This window comes from Halorubrum rutilum (assembly GCF_042665015.1).
Taxonomy (GTDB): domain Archaea; phylum Halobacteriota; class Halobacteria; order Halobacteriales; family Haloferacaceae; genus Halorubrum; species Halorubrum rutilum.
Genome location: NZ_JBHTBL010000002.1, coordinates 147,879 through 163,947, shown reverse-complemented (window position 1 = coordinate 163,947; position 16,069 = coordinate 147,879). Strand labels below are relative to the sequence as shown.

Here is a 16,069-nt window from a genome sequence, read left to right as displayed (position 1 = left end):
GCGGACACATATCGGTACCGGCGTGTTTCTCGCCCGGAGTCAGTGCCGGTGGGATGGGCGACGCTGTTCCCGTCCGCGGGCTCGGAGACGGACCTCGCTCGGGCGTCAGTCGTCGACGCTGACCGCGGCCTCGATGTCGCCGCCGTCCAGCGACACCGAGAGGTGTCGGGCGCGGGCGGCGAACTGCTCGCGGTGGTGGCCGTCGTCCGCGAACTGGTACTCGCTCGTGACCAGGCCGGCGTCCCGGAGCTCGTTGAGCCGCCGGTAGGCCGTGGCGCGAGAGACGTCGGCCGCTCGGGCCACGGCGCGGCCGCCGCGGGGTCGCTCCGAGACGGCCTCGAACACCCGCCGCGTGTACTCGTCGCCGAACAGGTCGAGGAGCTCTTCCGCCGACAGCTGGCTGGCCGGTTCCTCCGCACGCTCGTGACGCGACTGCTGTCGCACTGCCATGTGGATCCCACTCGGCGGAACCCCCTTGGGAGGGGATGCTCAGTATGCAGAGTCGCACGGCGGACGGGAGTCTAACTATGCAGACTCTCGCCGCCGCGACGCGGCGTCCGCGCGTCGACGCAGACGCCGCCGCGGGAGGGCGGTCGGGGGCGAGGAGCGCTACGACTCGCCCTCGTCGCGTTCGTCGTAGAACGCCGCCAGCAGCTTTCGCTGGCTCGCGCGCAGGTGATGGAGCAGGGTCGATCCGGTGATCCCGAGCGACGCCGCGACCTCCTCGGCGGTGCTCCCCCGCGGCGACCTGAAGTAGTCCGCGAGGTAGGCGGTCCGGAGGGCCGTCGCCTGCCGGTCGGTGAGCCGCTCGTCGAGCTCGGTCCGGAACGCACGCGTCGTCGTCGGCGACCGGGTGCTGTCCCGCCGCGCGAGCACGGGAGCGGGCCCGTCGCCGCCGAGCACGCCCGCGAGTCGGCGGACGTTGGCGTCCGGGGACAGCTCGACGACCAGCCGGCCCTCGCCGGCGTCGAACGTCGCCGTCCGGACCGTGGCACCGCGGTCGACCGCCGAGACGAGCGGGGCCGCCTCGCCGAGCGTCACCTGGACCCGGCCGTGCTCCGCGTCCGTCCGTCGGACGACCCGGCCGTCCCGCGCGGCGTCCACCCCTTCGACGGCCTCGACGACGGCCTCCGGGTCGGCCCCGGACACCGTCAGGAAGCACGTCAGGCCGGCGTCGTCGGCGGTCACGGTCCCGTCCAGCGCCAGCGCCGCGTCGCGGCGGTCGCTCAGCCGCACCAGCGGGGAGCTCGCGTCGAGCTCGAACGTGACCTCTGTGACCGCGTCGGAGAGCAGGAGCTTCCGGTTCTGCGTGGCGTTGATCGCGTAGCCGGCCAGCTCGCCGAGCGTCTCGAAGCTCGACTGCACGTGGTCGCTGAACGCCGCCTCGGTCCCCGCGTAGACCCCGACGACGCCGTAGACGCTGGAGCCGTACACCAGCGGGAGCGCGAACACCGACTGGACCCCGTCCGCGAACCCGGCGGCGCGCACCGCCTCCGGCACCGACGCGTCCTCGCTCAGCGACCGAACCAGCGTCGGGCGCCCCCGCTCGACGGCCTCGCGTTCCGGGACGGCGTCCCCCGCCTCGACCGCCTCGCGGACCGCCGGGAACGTCTCCCCGGGGTCGCCCGCGACGCCGCCGACGACCAGTTCGTCGCCGTCAACGACGTACTCGCCGGTCCACGCGAACCGGTACTGGTCGGACGTCCCCAGCCGGTCCCGGATCGTCTCCGCGATCGCCTCCTGGGACGTGGCGCCGACGAGCCCTTCGAGCACGTCGGCGATCAGGGCGTCGAGCATCTCCGCCCGCTCGACCTCCGCGCGGAGCCGTTCGACCGTCCGCTCGCGGTCCTTCTCCGCGGTGACGTCGCGCACGTAGACGGTCGCGGCGTCGTCGCCGGGGACGACCGACACCGACAGCCATCGGTCGATCGACGGGTAATACTCCTCGAACGAGACGTCCGACACCGACGGGCCGTCGAACGCCCGCGGGAGCGACCGCTCGACCGACCGGGGGAACGCGTCGGCGATCGGTTCGCCGTCGGGGGCGTCGGCCGAGAGGATCTCGGTCGCGGGCTCGTTGCACGCGCGCACGATCCCGTCTCGGACGGTGATAACGCCGATCGGCGCCTCCTCAAGTCGGTGATCCATCGTCGTTCACTCGGGGGCCTCGTCGTTCACTCGGGGGACCTCGCCGTTCGCCGCGGGGCGTTCCATCGGGTCCCAGTTGAGCGCTCGTCCGATTTAACCCCTGTCCACGGTCGGGCGTCGTCTCGGCGTCCCGGCGAGCGGAGCGGCACCGAGGGAGCGGACCGAACTCCGGGGGACGCGGTCGCGGGGAGCGGCCAGCGGCGCCGTCGCCAGTAGTATTATTAGCCGCCGGGGGGTCGGGTAGGGTGATGCCCTCCAAGCGAGCGTTCGCGAAGCGCCTAGCCGCGCTTGCCGCGACCGGACTCGGAGCGAGCGGAGCGATCGACGACCTCACCGCCGAGGCCCCGCCGGACACCGCGTTCGCGGCGGACGCGAGCGCCGGCGGGGCCGCCTCGAACGGCGACGAGCGCGGGAGCGGTGCGGGCCCGAACGGGCCGCGGTCGGCGGTCGCCGCCGGGAGCTACGACCCCGCCGCGACGGCGTCGGCCGACGTCGACACCGTCGCGACCGCGCGGGCGGACCCGTCGGTGCTGACGGCGACCGGCCTGCCGAGCGGGATCGGGAAGCGCGTCCGCCGGCTGCTCGGCCGGTACGAGAGCGTCTCGCTCGGCGACTTCCGGGCGGTGGCGGGGAGCGTCGCGCTCGCCGCGGACGGACCCGAAGGGTGTGCGGTCGCCGTCGGCGACGTCGATCCGGACGGGCTCGGCGCGGAGCTCGACGCGGACCCCGCGTTCGCTCGGGAGGCCGGTCCCGGTTCCGAGTTCGCCCGCTTCGGGTCCGAGAGCGCCGGGGTAGCGGTCGCGGTTGGGCCGGGCGAACTGGTCGTCGCGCGCGGTCCGACCGCCGACGCCGCCGCGGCGCACCGCGACGCCGGAGTCGACGGTCGGGGACGGCCGGGGGCGGCGACCGCGAGCTACGGACCGCTCCCGTCGCTGCTCGGCGGCGACGCCGCGCTGTGCGTCGACCTCGGCCCGGAGACCCGCGGTCGCTTGCGCCGCGCGCTCGCGGACGCGCCGACGGCGCTCCGCGCCGCGGTCGAGGCCTCCGACGCCCTCGGGGCGTCCCTCCGGGTGACCGACGGCGGGCCCCGGAGCGACGGCGCGGACCCGACCGCGGACGCGGACCGAACCCGCCGCGGCGACGCCGGCGGACCGGGCGTCGGGCTGCGGTACGGCGCGGTCGCGGACCCGCGACGGCTCGACGGCGAGACCGCGAGGGCGATAGCGCGCGCCGCACGGGACGGGGACGCCGCCCTCTCGGACGCGACCGTCGCTCGACGCGGGCGGACCGTGACGGTCGACGTCGACGCGGGGACCGACCCGTTCGCGTCGCAGGCGTCACTGTTCGGGGTTCGCGTCGGCGACCGGATCGAGATACCCGTCGCCTGAGGTCGGGTTCGACGCGGGACGGGTCGCATGTGCTCGCCTCGCCGAGCGGTCGGTCTCGGGCGGGTTCCGCGCGGAGGGACGACGCCGCCGGGTGAGAGGAGGGCCGACGTCCGGCGGGGAATCGATCGGCGGAGCGTCGTGACAGGGGCGCGCGATCCCGTCGGACGGGGGAGAGACGGGACGCGCTCGGCGGTCGGATACTTGGTCGTCGGCCGCCTCCGACCGGCGGCACCTCCCCGTTACGCCGACTGCCATATGAACGGTACAACACCGTTTCGGGGCTCGAAACACCGGGGCCGTTCGAGACGGGGGCTCGTTCGAGCCGGGATGATCGTTCGAGGAAAGCGACCGCCGAGGCGGCGACCGCTCTCCGAGCCGAGCGCGTCCCCACGGCGTCTTTCCGTCCGCGAGACGCCGGACAAGGGATATACACGTGGTGCGAGATGAGCGCGTATGACGAGCGACGCCCCGGAAGGGAGCTCCGAGCGGGGGGCCGCGCGCGCCGAGTCGCGCCCCCGAGAAGGCTCGTACGCGGGTCGGGCCGACGCCTGGCTCTCGTCGAACGGGACCTACGTCGAGGCCGGAGTCGCCGCGACGGCGGCGGTCGCCGGAGCGGTGGCGCTCCCGGTCGTCGCCTTCGGCGCGCTCACCGCGATCGGCGGGGAGACGTCGATACTCACCGGCGGGCTGATCGTCGCCGCGGTCTGTCTCGGCCTCCTGACCCTCCTGGCGGGCCTCTTGCTCGTCCGCGCGTCCCTCGAAGTCCGATACCGCGGCGCGCCGTTCGGCGGCGACGACGCCGGCGTGTCGGCGACGCTGTACGGCGCGGCTCGAACCGCGGAGGCGATCGCCGCCGGGACGTTCCTGGTCGGGCTGGTCGCGTCGCTCGCGTCCGTCGCCTCGATCGGGAGGGTCCCGTCGCCGATCCTCCTCGCCGTCGGAGCCGGCGGGGTCGCGCTGCCGACGCTGGTGCTGTTGCGCGCGACGGGCGAGCTCGCGACGTCCGCCTTCGAGCTGATATAGGGGGACGAGAGGTCGCTCGGCGTCCGCAACGCCGACGCTGCCGTCGCCCCGGAGCGGCGCGCTCGCGGCCGGCTAGCCGGTGGCGTTCGGCCGCCCGAGGTCGGAGAACGACTCGCCGACCCGGACGGCGATCGGCTCGCTCTCGTCGCCGGAGCCGACGGAGAGGGCGACCAGCTCCGCTTCGGTGTCGTCGATGGCCACCCGCCGGTCCACCCGCGAAACGCCGCCGACCACGGTGTCCGTGAGCTCCATCTCGATCCGATACGTTCCCGGGGCGGTCCAGACGTCCGCGTACGCGACGACGTTGCTCTCGCCGTCCGACTCGGTCGAGGGCACGTCGAACGAGTCGTCGAGGACGGTCTCGCCCGCCGGGTCCGTCACTTCGATCGACCCGCTGACCTCGTGGGTGAGCTGATTGAGGACGTTCACCTCCTCCAAGACTCGGCTGCCGACCGCGTCGAGGACCGTCGAACAGCCGGCGGCGGACGCGAGGACGGCGCTCCCGACGGCCGCGACGGCTCGGCGCCTCGTGACGGCGTCGGGCGTCGAACTCGTGTGCTGACTCATGACCGGAGGACGTGCCGTCGTATCGCCCGACACCACCTAAACGTGGGCGCGTCGTCTCGGGGCGTGAAACTCCGCGGGAGAGACGGCGGACGAGGCCCGTGGAACGACGATATCGGTTTCACGAAACGGAGTCCGAACCGGTCGATATGCGGCGACGGGATAGTCGGCCGTTCTCGGCTTCGGAGGGATTAATAGCGACATCGGCCGAGCGAGTATCGATGCCCTCCGAAACGAACGAACTGCTCGAATCGGTTCGGCGCCTCCTCCTAGTCGTCGTGCTTCTGCTCGGGCTCGGCGTTGCGACGCTCGGCGATATTGCCGTCGCGGTTCGCGGCTACGCGACGCTGATACCGAGCACCGCTCGCGTGGTCGGGAGTGTGGTCGTGTTCACGGCGCTCGCGCTCCTCTTTTTCTCGGCGTTCGAACGGGTGGGCCCGGACTCGGCGGACTGAGCGTCTCGGGCGAGAGGCGAGAGGGAATCAACCGCCGGAGGCCGTTTCGACCGTCTCGGATTCGCGGGGTTCGGCCCGCGCGTCGCCGGACCGATGGGCACCGTGGAACCGGACGGTCACGGTGGTGCCCCGGTCGTCGCAGTCGAACTCGAGCTCGGCGCCGAGCTGGCTGGTCGCCCAGTTGACGAACCAGAGGCCGACGCCGAGCCCGTGCTCCAGCTGCGTTTCGCCCGCGTCGGCAAGGAGGTCGCGTTCCCGGTCCGAGATCCCCGGCCCGTCGTCGCTGACGCGCAGCAGGGGCGTTCCGTCGGCGGTCGCGTCGACCGTCACCTCGGCCCGCGCGGGGGCCTCCGAGTGGACGACCGCGTTCTCGACGAGCTCGGTGACGAGTCGGCGGACGATCGTGCGATGGGAGACGAACCGCACGTCGTCCGGCGCGTCCACCGAGATGCTGCTCTCCGGATACTCCCGGCGTGCGTCCGCGACGACCTCCCGGGCGACGGCCGCGAGGTCGATCGTCGACGGGGAGTCGCCGCTGTGGGTCATCACCGCCTCGGCCTCGCGGGCCTTCCGGCTCACCGACGCCAGCTCCGCCGCGCTGTCCCGGATCGGCGCCCGACGGCTCTCGTCTTCGATCCGCTCGGCGTGCGCCAGGATCACGTCGAGCTCGTTCCGGACGTTGTGCCTGAGCACGCGGTTGAGGACGGAGAGCCGCTGCTCGCGGGTGCGGCGGTCGGTCACGTCGCGGAGCACGACCGCCCTGGCGACCGGGTCCTCGTCCGGGTCGGCGTCGCCGTCCGAGACGCCGGAGACCGTGATCCGGAACTCCCGGCGTCCCTTCGTCGTCCGGAGGGTCGCGAAGTCGGTCGCGCCCGGGGAGAGCGAGGCGACGCCGATCCCCTCGGCGACCGACGAGATCGGCTCCCCGATCATCGCCCGGCTCGACCGCCCGAAGAGTTCCTCGGCCGCGGCGTTCGCGTCGAGGACGTCGTCCGCCCAGTCGACGACGATCACGGCCTCTTGCAGCGCCTCGACGACGCGGGAGCGGGCGACGTAGTCCGCCTTGGGGAAGACGGTCAACACCGGGTACCGTCGCAGCGAGACGAACAGCAGCGCCCCGGAGAGGAAGAGGCCGCCCGTCACGCCGTCCACGACGACGTCGCCGCTGCGCCACCCGCCGACGACGTACGGCGCCGACACGGCGCCGAGCAGCGCCGCCAGCTGGCCCGTCGAGATCCGGTCGTGGCTCCAGCCGTACCTGAGGAAGACGACCGCCGCGTAGACGTAGACGGCCGAGAGCTGGAACAGCTCCGTCCCGACGAGCGACGCGAGCGACCGCCGGACCTCCCCCGCCGACGGGTCGCCGTCGAGGGCGGCGACCGCGCCGACGAGCGGGAGCGCGAGGAGGACGAACACCGCGATCCGCGGGCGGGACAGTCCCGTCCCGCGGCCGGCGTAGCCGAGCACGTAGACGAGCCAGATCCCGGGGACGAACACCGCCGGGACGAGCTGTCCGAGCCCCGCGAGGTTCGCGCCCACGGACCACGCGTGGGGGAACTCGGACAGCAGCGACAGGACCGCCCACAGGAGCAGCGCGCCCGACAGCGCGGCGAAGGCGTCCGCGTTCGGCGGCGACCGGTCGCTCGCGACCCGCCACGTCACCCACGCCAACAGCGCGACGGCGACGGCGTCGACGGCCAGCGAGGCGAGGAGGGAGGCGATCACCATGGTCTGAGAGCGGGTCCGAGGCGGGTCCGGGAGGGTCGGATCGATCTACGTGGTCGGCCACGACTCGGAGGATGGAAATTCGTGTCGAATCCGTCGCGACGGGGCGCGGGGTCGCGACGGCGCGCGTCTCGACCGGCGACGACGGACCGGGACTCGCGACGGCGCGCGTCTCGACCGGCGACGACGGGCCGGGACTCGCGACGCCGGCGGTCCGCGGGACCGGACGGTCGGTCGACGGCGGGCATCACGCGTCCGCTATCGGCGGGGTCGCCGTGAATCCCCCGCCCGTGTTGCGCGTTCCGAGACGCGGCCGGCGCGTACCGGCGGGCGATACGCCGGACGGAGTGCCCGGACGCCGCGTCACTCCGCCCGGTACTTATTTATATCAGTACAAATTTATCACGGTTGAAATGAGACACTTGATAACACAGGGCTTTCGGGGGTACTGCGCGGTCGCGGTGATCGTCGCGGGCTTCACGGGGCTGTGGGCGGTCGACGTAATCTCGGTCGCGATCCCCGTCGTGGGGTACGCGTGGCTCGCCGTGGCGGCGATCGGGACCCTCGTCGCGGCCGGGATGGCCGCGCGGCCGGAGGAGGTGATCGAGCCCGACGCGACCGACGACCGGATCGAGGAGTTCGAGGAGACGGCGGTCACCGGGGCGCCGCTCGACCTCTACGCCGTCGCGCTCGCCGCGTGGGCGTGCGTGTCGTTCGGATGGGTGCTCGGCGGGATGGGCGCGGCCGGACTGACGGTCGTCGGCTACGGCTGGCTCGCGATCGCCGCGTACGGCGGCCTCGTGGCGGCCGGGCTCGTCGCGACGCACGGCGACGAGGTCGCGACCGCGGTCGACCCGTCCGACAGCCTCGAAACGGACGGCTGAGTCGCCCGCGTTCTCTCCCCTGATAACTGGCGGCGTGCGTTTATTATCGGTCGTCGACGGATCCGAGCAATGAGCGTCGAATCGCGGGCGAGCGAGGCGAGTGAGGCGAGCGCGGCGTTCGGCGTCGCCGTCCTCGCGGTGGCCGTCGCCGTGTGGGCGTTCCAGTTCACGCTCGGCGTCTTCGACGGGTGGGGATGGGCGCTGGTCGTCGGGAGCGCGTGGACGGTGCTGGGGCTGCTCCTGCTGTTCTCCGACGTGCGGGTGTACGTGGGCGCGCGGTCGCCGGCCGAGCGATACCACCGGACCGGGAGCGAGCGCCGCGGGGCCTCGGACGACTGACCGCTGAGGGCGCTCCGGCGACCGGTCCGTGTCTGCGTCGGCGTCGCGATCGGGAGCGCGGTCGCTCTCCGAGCGAAAAAACGGTGAAAACTGAACCGGTGCGGTCGGGGTCTCGGCGCTCTACCGGCGTCAGCCGAACAGCTCGCCGAGGCCCTCGCCGCCGTCGCCCTCGTCCTCGTCGTCGTCCGCCTCGTCGGCGGCCTCCTCGGCCTCGTCGGCCTCGTCCCCGTCGTCGTCCGCCTCGTCGGCGGCCGCGGCGTCGGCGGAGCCGCCCGAGGCGGCGCCGGCGGCGGGGGCCGCGGCGGCCGTCTCGACGGCCTCCTCGATGTCGACGTCTTCCAGCGCGGCGACGAGCGCCTTGACGCGGGATTCCTCGACGTCGACGCCGGCGGCTTCCAGCACGCCGGTGACGTTGTCTTCGTTGATCTCTTCGCCGGTCTCGTTCAGGATGAGCGCAGCGTAAACGTATTCCATTGGTGTGTCCTCGTAGTGTTAGCCGAACATCGCGCCGAGGCCCTCGCCGCCGTCGCCGCCGTCGTCCTCGTCGGCGTCGTCAGCGTCGTCGGCCGCCTCGGCGTCGTCCGTGTCGTCTTCTTCCTCCGCCTGTTCCTCCTCGTCGTCCGTCGCCGGAGCCGGGGCGGCTTCGACGCCCTGCAGCTCCTCGGGAAGCGCCTCCTCGTCGTCGATCTGGGCCGCGAGCGCGCGGAGCTGGGCGTCGGCCTTCCCGATGAGGTCGGGCACGACGTCCGGGCTCTCGATCTCCGCGAACAGCCCGACGGACTTCGCCTCGCCGGAGGCCTTCGCGAGAAGGCTGCCGACCGTGGCGGCCGTCGGGTACGCGGCGTTGATCGAGAGGTTCCGCGCGGCGGCGGCCGCCGAGCGGACGTCCGCCGCGTACTCGTCGACGTCGATCGCGAGCTCGTCCGGCTCGAACAGGACGCCCTCCGAGTAGACGCCCTTGAGGTCGAGCCCGACCTCCTTCGGCTCGATGCCGAGCTCGGTCAGGACGTTCGCGAGGTCGTCGTCGACGACCTCGCCCTCGCTGAGGACCTTCGAGTCCTCGGTGACCATGATCGAGCCGTCCTGAATGCGCGCGGCCGCGCCGACCGTCTGGAGCTCGCCCACGAACGGTCCGGGGTCGACCCCGGTGTCGCCCTCGGGGATGACGACATCGTTGGGGGCGACCTCGCCCGCGTTGATCGGGGCGGGCGTCTTCGAGGCTTCCAGCTGCTTGAAGAGGCCGAACGGGTTGTCGTTCGTCCCGATGAGCGCGACCTGACCCGAGACGTACCGGGTCAGCTCCTCGACGCCGCCGCCGACCTCCTCCAGGGCGCGGGTGGTGAGCGTGTTCCGGCTCACGCGGACGTCGGCCGAGCCGTGCAGCTCGCGGCGCATGGCCTGGAGCTGTCGGCTCGGAATGCCGCCGACGCCGACGATCCCGACGGAGTTGAACGAGTCGATGAACTCGACGAGCTCGTCGACCTCGTCCTGCTTCCACTGCGGGATCGTCTCGGTCTTGCGGACCGAGCTCATACGGGCACCTCCCTGGCGGGACCCATCGTGGTCTTCACGTAGATCCCGTCGATGTTGAGCGGCCCCTTCTCGAGGCTCGCTTCGAGCCGCCGGATGATGACGTCGATGTTGTCCGAGATCGCCTCGGCGCCCATGTCCTCGGCGCCGACGCGGGTGTGGAACGTGCGCCGGTCGCGCGACCGGAGCTGCACCGTGTTCTTCATCCGGTTGACTGTGTCGACGACGTCGTCGTCCGGCTGCAGTGGGGTAGGCATCTTCCCGCGCGGACCGAGGACGGTACCGAGGTACCGACCGATGTCCTGCATCAGGCCGGCCTCCGCGACGAAGAAGTCGGTCTCGCCGGCCAGGTCCTTTGCGCGGTCGTCGTCGTCTCCGAGGTCTTCGAGGTCGTCGCTGTCGAGCACTTCGTCAGCGACCTCCTCTGCGCGGACGGCGGTTTCGCCCTCCGCGAAGACGACGATCTGTGTCTCCTGCCCCGTTCCAGCCGGCAGCACGACGGACTCGTCGATGCGGTTCGACGGATCGTTGAGGTCGAGGTCTCGCAGGTTGATCGCGATGTCCACGGTCTCGCGGAAGTTCCGCTCGGGCGCATCGTCGAGTGCGAGAGTTACGGCCTCTTGTATTGTGTCTGCCATTTTCACCTCCGTAGTACGCAGGTCGCTCCTACGGGTCAGTGAAACAGGCGAAGCCTGTCTCACCGGAGAGAGGTCCATCGGAGGTTTAAAAGCGTCGAACCGCTCGTCCCCGTGCGAACCGGCGACAGGGCCGCTCCGCGGTGGTCGCACCGTCGACCGCGGTGCCGCCCTTCGCCGCCTCGCCGTTGCGCCGCCTCGCCGTTGCGCCGCCTCGCCGTTGCGCCGCCTCGCCGTCGCCGCCGCGGCCCCGGATTCGACGCCCGTCGAAGTCGGAAACGTCGGATAGGGGAACCCTTTTGATGCCGGTCGCCGACCCACGAGGTAATGACTCAGGGTGGTCCGGCGTGACGATGGACGACCGTATCGAGGACCTCCGCGAGCGCCGCGAGCGCGCGGCCGAGGGCGGGGGCGAGGAACGGATCCAGTCGCAACACGAGAAGGGGAAGATGACCGCGCGCGAGCGGATCGACTACTTCCTCGACGACGGGACGTTCCACGAGTTCGACCGGTTTCGGACCCACCGCAACCACAAGTTCGGGATGGAGGAACAGCAGATCCCGGGCGACGGGGTCGTCACCGGCTACGGCGAGGTCAACGGCCGGAAGACGTTCGTCTTCGCGCACGACTTCACCGTCTTCGGCGGGTCGCTCGGCGAGGTGTTCGCCGAGAAGGTGTGCAAGGTGATGGACAAGGCGATGGACGTGGGCGCGCCCGTCGTCGGCCTCAACGACTCCGCGGGCGCCCGGATCCAAGAGGGCGTGGCCTCGCTCGGCGGCTTCGCGGAGATCTTCCGACGCAACACGGAGGCCTCGGGCGTGATCCCACAGATCTCGGCGATCATGGGGCCCTGTGCCGGCGGCGCGGTGTACTCGCCCGCGATCACGGACTTCACGTTCATGGTGAAGGACACCTCCCACATGTTCATCACCGGCCCGGACGTCATCGAGACCGTCACGGGCGAGGAGGTGAGCTTCGAGGAGCTCGGCGGCGCGGTCACCCACTCGTCGACCTCGGGCGTCGCCCACTTCGCCGAGGAGAGCGAGGAGGACGCCTTAGACGACATCGCGCGGCTGCTCTCGTACCTCCCCGCCAACAACGTCGAGGACCCGCCCCGCGTCGAGCCGTGGGACGACCCGGAGCGCGCCGACGAGGAGCTGGCCGACATCGTCCCGAACGCGCCCCGGAAGCCGTACGACATGAAGGACGTGATCGGCAGCGTCGTCGACGAGGGCTCCTTCTTCGAGGTGCAGGAGAACTTCGCGAAGAACGTCGTCGTCGGCTTCGCCCGCCTCGACGGCCACTCGATCGGGATCGTCGCCAACAACCCCCGCGTGAACGCCGGCACGCTCGACATCGAGGCGAGCCAGAAGGGCGCGCGGTTCGTCCGCTTCTGTGACGCCTTCAACATTCCCATCCTCACCTTCGAGGACGTGCCCGGGTTCATGCCCGGCACCGACCAGGAGCACAACGGGATCATCCGCCACGGCGCGAAGCTGCTGTACGCCTTCTCGGAGGCGACCGTGCCGCTCCTGACCGTGATCACCCGGAAGGCGTACGGCGGGGCCTACTGCGTGATGTCGTCGAAGCACATCGGCGGCGACGTCAACTACGCCTGGCCGACCGCGGAGATCGCGGTGATGGGGCCGAAGGGCGCCGTCAACGTCCTCTACCGCGAGGAGCTGGCCGAGGCCGACGACCCCGACGCGCGGAGACAGGAGCTCATCGACGAGTATCGCGAGGAGTTCGCGAACCCGTACACGGCCGCCGACCGCGGGTTCATCGACGACGTCATCGAGCCCGCGGAGACGCGCGCCCGGCTGATCGACGACCTCCAGATGCTGACGGGGAAGCGCTCGGACGCGCCCGAGAAGAAACACGGCAACATCCCCATCTGATGGCGACCGACTCGACCGAGGCCGACGCCGGCCCGATCGACCCGGACGCGGACGCCACCGGGGGCGAGCCCGGCGATCCGACCGGCGCCGTCCTCGACGGGCTGACGATTCCCGACGACGCCGGCGACGCCGAGGCCGCCGCCATCGCCGCCGCGGTCGCGGCGCACGTCCGCGACGGGGAGCTGGCCGCGGCGGCCGCCGCCGCGGACGGCGACGCGGACGAGGGGTGGGCGGGCGAGCGGTGGGCGTTCGCCGGCCGGGTCGACCGGCTCACCGGCCGACCGGTCCGCGTCCCGGAGGGCGCGCCGACCGACCCGTGGGCCGCGGCCGGCCGCGCCGACCGCTTCTGAGGGGCCGGCGGGCCGCGACGGCGCCGCCGCTGGCTCGGTTCCGAACGCCCGCTCCCGGACGCGGGAGCGTCCGAGCGCGTGCATTCCCCCGGCGAGACGCCGCCTCGGCGAAACGCCTCCCGCGGCGAGGCGCGATCCGGCGTCTCGCCGTGCTAACCCCTCACGGGGTGCGTCGGAAGATACGTTCGATAGCTTATATATCTGTGGTCGGCCGTCACGCCTCGGGCGGCTCCTCGACGCCCTCCTCGGTCGCGGCGTCCTCCGCCGCGGTCTCGGCCGATCCGCCGAGGATCCGGTTGAGGACGACGGGGACGACGCCGGCGAGGAGGACGAGGAGCCCGATCCGGACGAGGACCGAGGCGTCCGTCAGGAGCGTCGCGGCGAGGTACGCGGCCGCCGCGACCAGCGTCGACGGCAACACGTAGGGGTTTCCGGGCGAGAGCATGTCGGGACATGGGACCGGGCAGCCCCTTAACCGTCTCGGGGAGTCGCGGTCGGCGCCGGGAGAGTACGACGATCGTCGTCACCGGTCGTCGTCGCGGACCGATAGAATGAGGTGGGTTATGCTGGAACGTTGGTGTAAGAATGTTCGACAAGGTTCTCGTCGCGAACCGCGGGGAGATCGCGGTCCGGGTGATGCGCGCCTGTGCGGAGCTGGGCGTCGACACCGTCGCCGTCTACAGCGACGCCGACAAGCACGGCGGCCACGTCCGGTACGCGGACGAGGCGTACAACGTCGGCCCGGCCCGCGCGGCCGACTCCTACCTCGACGGCGAGGCGGTCGTCGACGCCGCGCGGAAGGCCGACGCCGACGCGATCCACCCGGGCTACGGCTTCCTCGCGGAGAACGCCGACTTCGCGGCGCGCGTCGAGGCCGCCGACGGGATCACGTGGGTCGGCCCCGCCAGCGACGCGATGGAGCGGCTCGGCGAGAAGACCCACGCCCGCCGGGTGATGGACGACGCCGACGTGCCGATCGTCCCCGGGACGACGGAGCCCGTCACCGACGCGGAGGCGGTCACCGAGTTCGGCGACGAGCACGGCTACCCCGTCGCGATCAAGGCCGAGGGCGGCGGCGGCGGCCGCGGGATGAAGGTCGTCGAGAGCGCGGACGAGGCCGCGGAGGCGCTCGAATCGGCGAAGCGCGAGGGGGAGGCGTACTTCTCGAACGACTCCGTCTACCTCGAACGCTACCTGGAGACCCCCCGCCACGTCGAGGTGCAGATCGTCGCGGACGACCCGGCAGCGGCGGCCGACGGCGACGCCGACGGCTCGGTGACCGAGAGCGACGTGGTCCACCTCGGCGAGCGCGACTGCTCGCTCCAGCGCCGGCACCAGAAGGTGATCGAGGAGGGACCCTCGCCGGCGCTCTCGGACGAGCTGCGCGAGCGGATCGGCGCGGCCGCCCGCCGCGGCGTCGCCGCCGCCGACTACACCAACGCCGGCACCGTGGAGTTCCTCGTCGAGGAGGACGTGGAGCGCGACCCGTCGGAGCCGCTCGGGCCGGACACCCCGTTCTACTTCCTCGAAGTGAACACGCGGATCCAGGTCGAACACACCGTCACCGAGGAGCTGACGGGGATCGACATCGTCAAGGAGCAGCTCCGGGTCGCGGCCGGCGAGGGCCTCTCCGTCTCGCAGGACGACGTCGAGCTGGAGGGGCACGCGATCGAGTTCCGGATCAACGCCGAGAACGCCGCCGAGGAGTTCCAGCCCGCCAACGAGGGGTCGCTGGAGACGTACGACCCGCCGGGCGGGATCGGCGTGCGCGTCGACGACGCGCTCCGGCAGGGCGACGACTTAGTCACCGACTACGACTCGATGATCGCGAAGCTGATCGTGTGGGCCCCGGACCGCGAGGAGTGTCTCGCGCGCTCGAAGCGCGCGCTCGCGGAGTACGACCTGACGGGCGTCGTCACGATCGTCCCGTTCCACCGCCTCATGCTCGACGACGAGCGCTTCGTCGACGGGACGCACACCACGAAGTACCTCGACGAGGAGCTCGACCGGGAGCTGGTCGCCGAGGCGCAGGCGAAGTGGGGGACCGAATCGTCGTCGGGCGACGGCGACGACGAGGGCGAGGAGGTGACCGAGCGCGAGTTCACCGTCGAGGTGAACGGGAAGCGCTTCGACGTCGAGTTAGAGGAGCGCGGCGCGCCCGCGATCCGGGTGCCGGAGGGCGCCGGCGGGGGCGGCGGGGGCGGTCAGCAGCGCCCGCCGCAGGCGACGTCCGACGACGGCGGCGACGACGGCGTCGACGTCGCGGAGGGCGGCGAGGCCATCGAGGCCGAGATGCAGGGGACGATCCTCTCGGTCGACGTCGCCGAGGGCGACGAGGTCGCCGCCGGCGACGTGGTCTGCGTCCTCGAAGCGATGAAGATGGAGAACGACGTGGTCGCCGAGCGCGGCGGCACCGTCGCGAGCGTCCACGTCGGCGAGGGCGACAGCGTCGACATGGGCGACGTGCTGATCGTGCTGGAGTAGGATCGAGCGGTTTCCGGACGCGGTTGTTTATAACTGGTCGACGATTCTGGGGTGAGCAGATCCGGGGCTTAACCGTTCATGAGGCGTCGTTGAAACGCGCAGTCAGTGACGCACTCCGCCCCTTCGCCGGTCGGTACGGGGCGAACAGAGATGATCCGCTCCGATCACTGTTGCTTGACGACGACCGTATCTGCAACGAGGTCGCCGACCCGCTGATTGTCGTCAGTAAGCAATATCGACACCATTGCGACGAGGTTGAACGTCGGGAGTGCGTCGACGATCCACAACAGGTTCCGTAGTACTGACGCGCCAATCGTACAGTTCGAACCGTCGGACTTGACGACGACCAATCCGAGCAGGTATTTCCCCGGCGTGTAGCCGTACAGCCCCTCAAGTAGAAACCCGTAGACGAGTGTTGCAGCCAGCCCCGTGAACGTCAGCGCGAGGAGACCGATATCGCCGGGGGTCGCCCCGGCGAGTATAACGGGAACCCAGAGTAGCCCCATGAGGATCGAGTCGATAAGGAATGCTCCGACCCGGTGCCAGATCACGGCTCCGTTCGTCCCCCGTTGCGGTTGCGGATGCTTTTCCATGTTCCATTTCCGTCTCTCACCGCTTATTAATCCCAGATAGGTGTTTCAGAGGC

General features: G+C 71.6%; 17 protein-coding genes. 8 read left to right on the top strand and 9 right to left on the bottom strand.

Going from position 1 to position 16,069, the window contains the following annotated elements; all coding sequences use genetic code 11:
- Positions 1–105 precede the first annotated feature (105 nt).
- Together ACFQMF_RS03620 and ACFQMF_RS03615 are read right to left on the bottom strand one after the other, a co-directional pair.
- Positions 106–450 (bottom strand): winged helix-turn-helix domain-containing protein, encoded by a 345-nt coding sequence (locus tag ACFQMF_RS03620; RefSeq protein WP_256407659.1) that lies wholly within the window; start codon positions 448–450, stop codon positions 106–108.
- Positions 451–609: 159 nt separating this feature from the next.
- Entirely contained in the window at positions 610–2,148 is a 1,539-nt protein-coding gene (locus tag ACFQMF_RS03615) for a bacterio-opsin activator domain-containing protein (protein WP_256407660.1), read from the bottom strand.
- 248 nt (positions 2,149–2,396) lie between these two features.
- Between ACFQMF_RS03615 and ACFQMF_RS03610 the strand changes: the two genes are divergently transcribed.
- Positions 2,397–3,536, top strand: a complete 1,140-nt coding sequence (locus tag ACFQMF_RS03610) for a hypothetical protein (RefSeq protein ID WP_256407661.1) — start codon at positions 2,397–2,399, stop codon at positions 3,534–3,536.
- A 453-nt stretch (positions 3,537–3,989) separates the two neighbouring features.
- Positions 3,990–4,559, top strand: a complete 570-nt coding sequence (locus ACFQMF_RS03605) for a hypothetical protein (RefSeq protein WP_256407662.1) — start codon at positions 3,990–3,992, stop codon at positions 4,557–4,559.
- Between the two features lie 72 nt (positions 4,560–4,631).
- Here ACFQMF_RS03605 and ACFQMF_RS03600 read toward each other — a convergent pair whose 3' ends face one another.
- Positions 4,632–5,126 carry a hypothetical protein gene (locus tag ACFQMF_RS03600; protein WP_256407663.1) on the bottom strand — a complete coding sequence of 165 codons (495 nt, stop codon included), beginning with the start codon at positions 5,124–5,126 and terminating at the stop codon, positions 4,632–4,634.
- Positions 5,127–5,224: 98 nt separating this feature from the next.
- On the opposite strand from ACFQMF_RS03600, the gene ACFQMF_RS03595 reads away from it, so the two are divergent.
- The gene (locus ACFQMF_RS03595; RefSeq protein ID WP_379791572.1) at positions 5,225–5,578 is read left to right on the top strand and encodes a hypothetical protein; all 354 of its coding nucleotides are present in this window, start codon (positions 5,225–5,227) and stop codon (positions 5,576–5,578) included.
- A gap of 27 nt (positions 5,579–5,605) precedes the next feature.
- On the opposite strand, the gene ACFQMF_RS03590 is transcribed toward ACFQMF_RS03595, so the two are convergent.
- Entirely contained in the window at positions 5,606–7,306 is a 1,701-nt protein-coding gene (locus ACFQMF_RS03590; protein WP_256407665.1) for an ATP-binding protein, read from the bottom strand.
- A 410-nt stretch (positions 7,307–7,716) separates the two neighbouring features.
- Between ACFQMF_RS03590 and ACFQMF_RS03585 the strand changes: the two genes are divergently transcribed.
- Both ACFQMF_RS03585 and ACFQMF_RS03580 read left to right on the top strand, forming a co-directional pair.
- On the top strand, positions 7,717–8,187 hold the full coding sequence (locus ACFQMF_RS03585; RefSeq protein WP_256407666.1) for a hypothetical protein: 471 nt from the start codon (positions 7,717–7,719) through the stop codon (positions 8,185–8,187).
- Positions 8,188–8,256: 69 nt separating this feature from the next.
- Positions 8,257–8,526 (top strand): hypothetical protein, encoded by a 270-nt coding sequence (locus ACFQMF_RS03580; RefSeq protein ID WP_256407667.1) that lies wholly within the window; start codon positions 8,257–8,259, stop codon positions 8,524–8,526.
- A gap of 129 nt (positions 8,527–8,655) precedes the next feature.
- On the opposite strand, the gene rpl12p is transcribed toward ACFQMF_RS03580, so the two are convergent.
- The 3 genes from rpl12p to ACFQMF_RS03565 are packed head-to-tail and all read right to left on the bottom strand — an operon-like array spanning position 8,656 to position 10,694.
- Entirely contained in the window at positions 8,656–9,000 is a 345-nt protein-coding gene (gene rpl12p, locus ACFQMF_RS03575) for a 50S ribosomal protein P1 (RefSeq protein ID WP_256407668.1), read from the bottom strand.
- An 18-nt stretch (positions 9,001–9,018) separates the two neighbouring features.
- Positions 9,019–10,059, bottom strand: coding sequence for a 50S ribosomal protein L10 (locus tag ACFQMF_RS03570; protein ID WP_256407669.1), 1,041 nt, complete (start codon positions 10,057–10,059; stop codon positions 9,019–9,021).
- Complete coding sequence (locus tag ACFQMF_RS03565) at positions 10,056–10,694, bottom strand: 50S ribosomal protein L1 (protein WP_256407815.1); 639 nt, start codon at positions 10,692–10,694, stop codon at positions 10,056–10,058. Before ACFQMF_RS03565 ends, ACFQMF_RS03570 begins: the two co-directional genes overlap by 4 nt.
- A gap of 350 nt (positions 10,695–11,044) precedes the next feature.
- Here ACFQMF_RS03565 and ACFQMF_RS03560 point away from each other — a divergent pair, with 350 nt between their 5' ends.
- Together ACFQMF_RS03560 and ACFQMF_RS03555 are read left to right on the top strand one after the other, a co-directional pair.
- The gene (locus tag ACFQMF_RS03560) at positions 11,045–12,589 is read left to right on the top strand and encodes an acyl-CoA carboxylase subunit beta (protein ID WP_256407670.1); all 1,545 of its coding nucleotides are present in this window, start codon (positions 11,045–11,047) and stop codon (positions 12,587–12,589) included.
- Entirely contained in the window at positions 12,589–12,939 is a 351-nt protein-coding gene (locus tag ACFQMF_RS03555) for a hypothetical protein (RefSeq protein WP_303654643.1), read from the top strand. The genes ACFQMF_RS03560 and ACFQMF_RS03555 overlap by 1 nt, the downstream gene beginning before the upstream one ends.
- Before the next feature lie 214 nt (positions 12,940–13,153).
- Here the strand turns inward: ACFQMF_RS03555 and ACFQMF_RS03550 are convergent, their stop codons facing one another.
- Entirely contained in the window at positions 13,154–13,384 is a 231-nt protein-coding gene (locus tag ACFQMF_RS03550; protein ID WP_256407671.1) for a hypothetical protein, read from the bottom strand.
- Positions 13,385–13,524: 140 nt separating this feature from the next.
- Here ACFQMF_RS03550 and ACFQMF_RS03545 point away from each other — a divergent pair, with 140 nt between their 5' ends.
- Complete coding sequence (locus ACFQMF_RS03545) at positions 13,525–15,423, top strand: ATP-binding protein (RefSeq protein ID WP_256407672.1); 1,899 nt, start codon at positions 13,525–13,527, stop codon at positions 15,421–15,423.
- 164 nt (positions 15,424–15,587) lie between these two features.
- On the opposite strand, the gene ACFQMF_RS03540 is transcribed toward ACFQMF_RS03545, so the two are convergent.
- Positions 15,588–15,974, bottom strand: coding sequence for an RDD family protein (locus ACFQMF_RS03540; protein ID WP_379791568.1), 387 nt, complete (start codon positions 15,972–15,974; stop codon positions 15,588–15,590).
- Positions 15,975–16,069 lie beyond the last annotated feature (95 nt).

Coding starts and splice junctions, on each gene's coding strand:
- ACFQMF_RS03620 (WP_256407659.1), bottom strand. CDS start 450: ATGGCAGTGCGACAGCAGTCGCGTCACGAGCGTGCGGAGGAACCGGCC.
- ACFQMF_RS03615 (WP_256407660.1), bottom strand. CDS start 2,148: ATGGATCACCGACTTGAGGAGGCGCCGATCGGCGTTATCACCGTCCGA.
- ACFQMF_RS03610 (WP_256407661.1), top strand. CDS start 2,397: ATGCCCTCCAAGCGAGCGTTCGCGAAGCGCCTAGCCGCGCTTGCCGCG.
- ACFQMF_RS03605 (WP_256407662.1), top strand. CDS start 3,990: ATGACGAGCGACGCCCCGGAAGGGAGCTCCGAGCGGGGGGCCGCGCGC.
- ACFQMF_RS03600 (WP_256407663.1), bottom strand. CDS start 5,126: ATGAGTCAGCACACGAGTTCGACGCCCGACGCCGTCACGAGGCGCCGA.
- ACFQMF_RS03590 (WP_256407665.1), bottom strand. CDS start 7,306: ATGGTGATCGCCTCCCTCCTCGCCTCGCTGGCCGTCGACGCCGTCGCC.
- ACFQMF_RS03585 (WP_256407666.1), top strand. CDS start 7,717: ATGAGACACTTGATAACACAGGGCTTTCGGGGGTACTGCGCGGTCGCG.
- ACFQMF_RS03580 (WP_256407667.1), top strand. CDS start 8,257: ATGAGCGTCGAATCGCGGGCGAGCGAGGCGAGTGAGGCGAGCGCGGCG.
- rpl12p (WP_256407668.1), bottom strand. CDS start 9,000: ATGGAATACGTTTACGCTGCGCTCATCCTGAACGAGACCGGCGAAGAG.
- ACFQMF_RS03570 (WP_256407669.1), bottom strand. CDS start 10,059: ATGAGCTCGGTCCGCAAGACCGAGACGATCCCGCAGTGGAAGCAGGAC.
- ACFQMF_RS03565 (WP_256407815.1), bottom strand. CDS start 10,694: ATGGCAGACACAATACAAGAGGCCGTAACTCTCGCACTCGACGATGCG.
- ACFQMF_RS03560 (WP_256407670.1), top strand. CDS start 11,045: ATGGACGACCGTATCGAGGACCTCCGCGAGCGCCGCGAGCGCGCGGCC.
- ACFQMF_RS03555 (WP_303654643.1), top strand. CDS start 12,589: ATGGCGACCGACTCGACCGAGGCCGACGCCGGCCCGATCGACCCGGAC.
- ACFQMF_RS03550 (WP_256407671.1), bottom strand. CDS start 13,384: ATGCTCTCGCCCGGAAACCCCTACGTGTTGCCGTCGACGCTGGTCGCG.
- ACFQMF_RS03545 (WP_256407672.1), top strand. CDS start 13,525: ATGTTCGACAAGGTTCTCGTCGCGAACCGCGGGGAGATCGCGGTCCGG.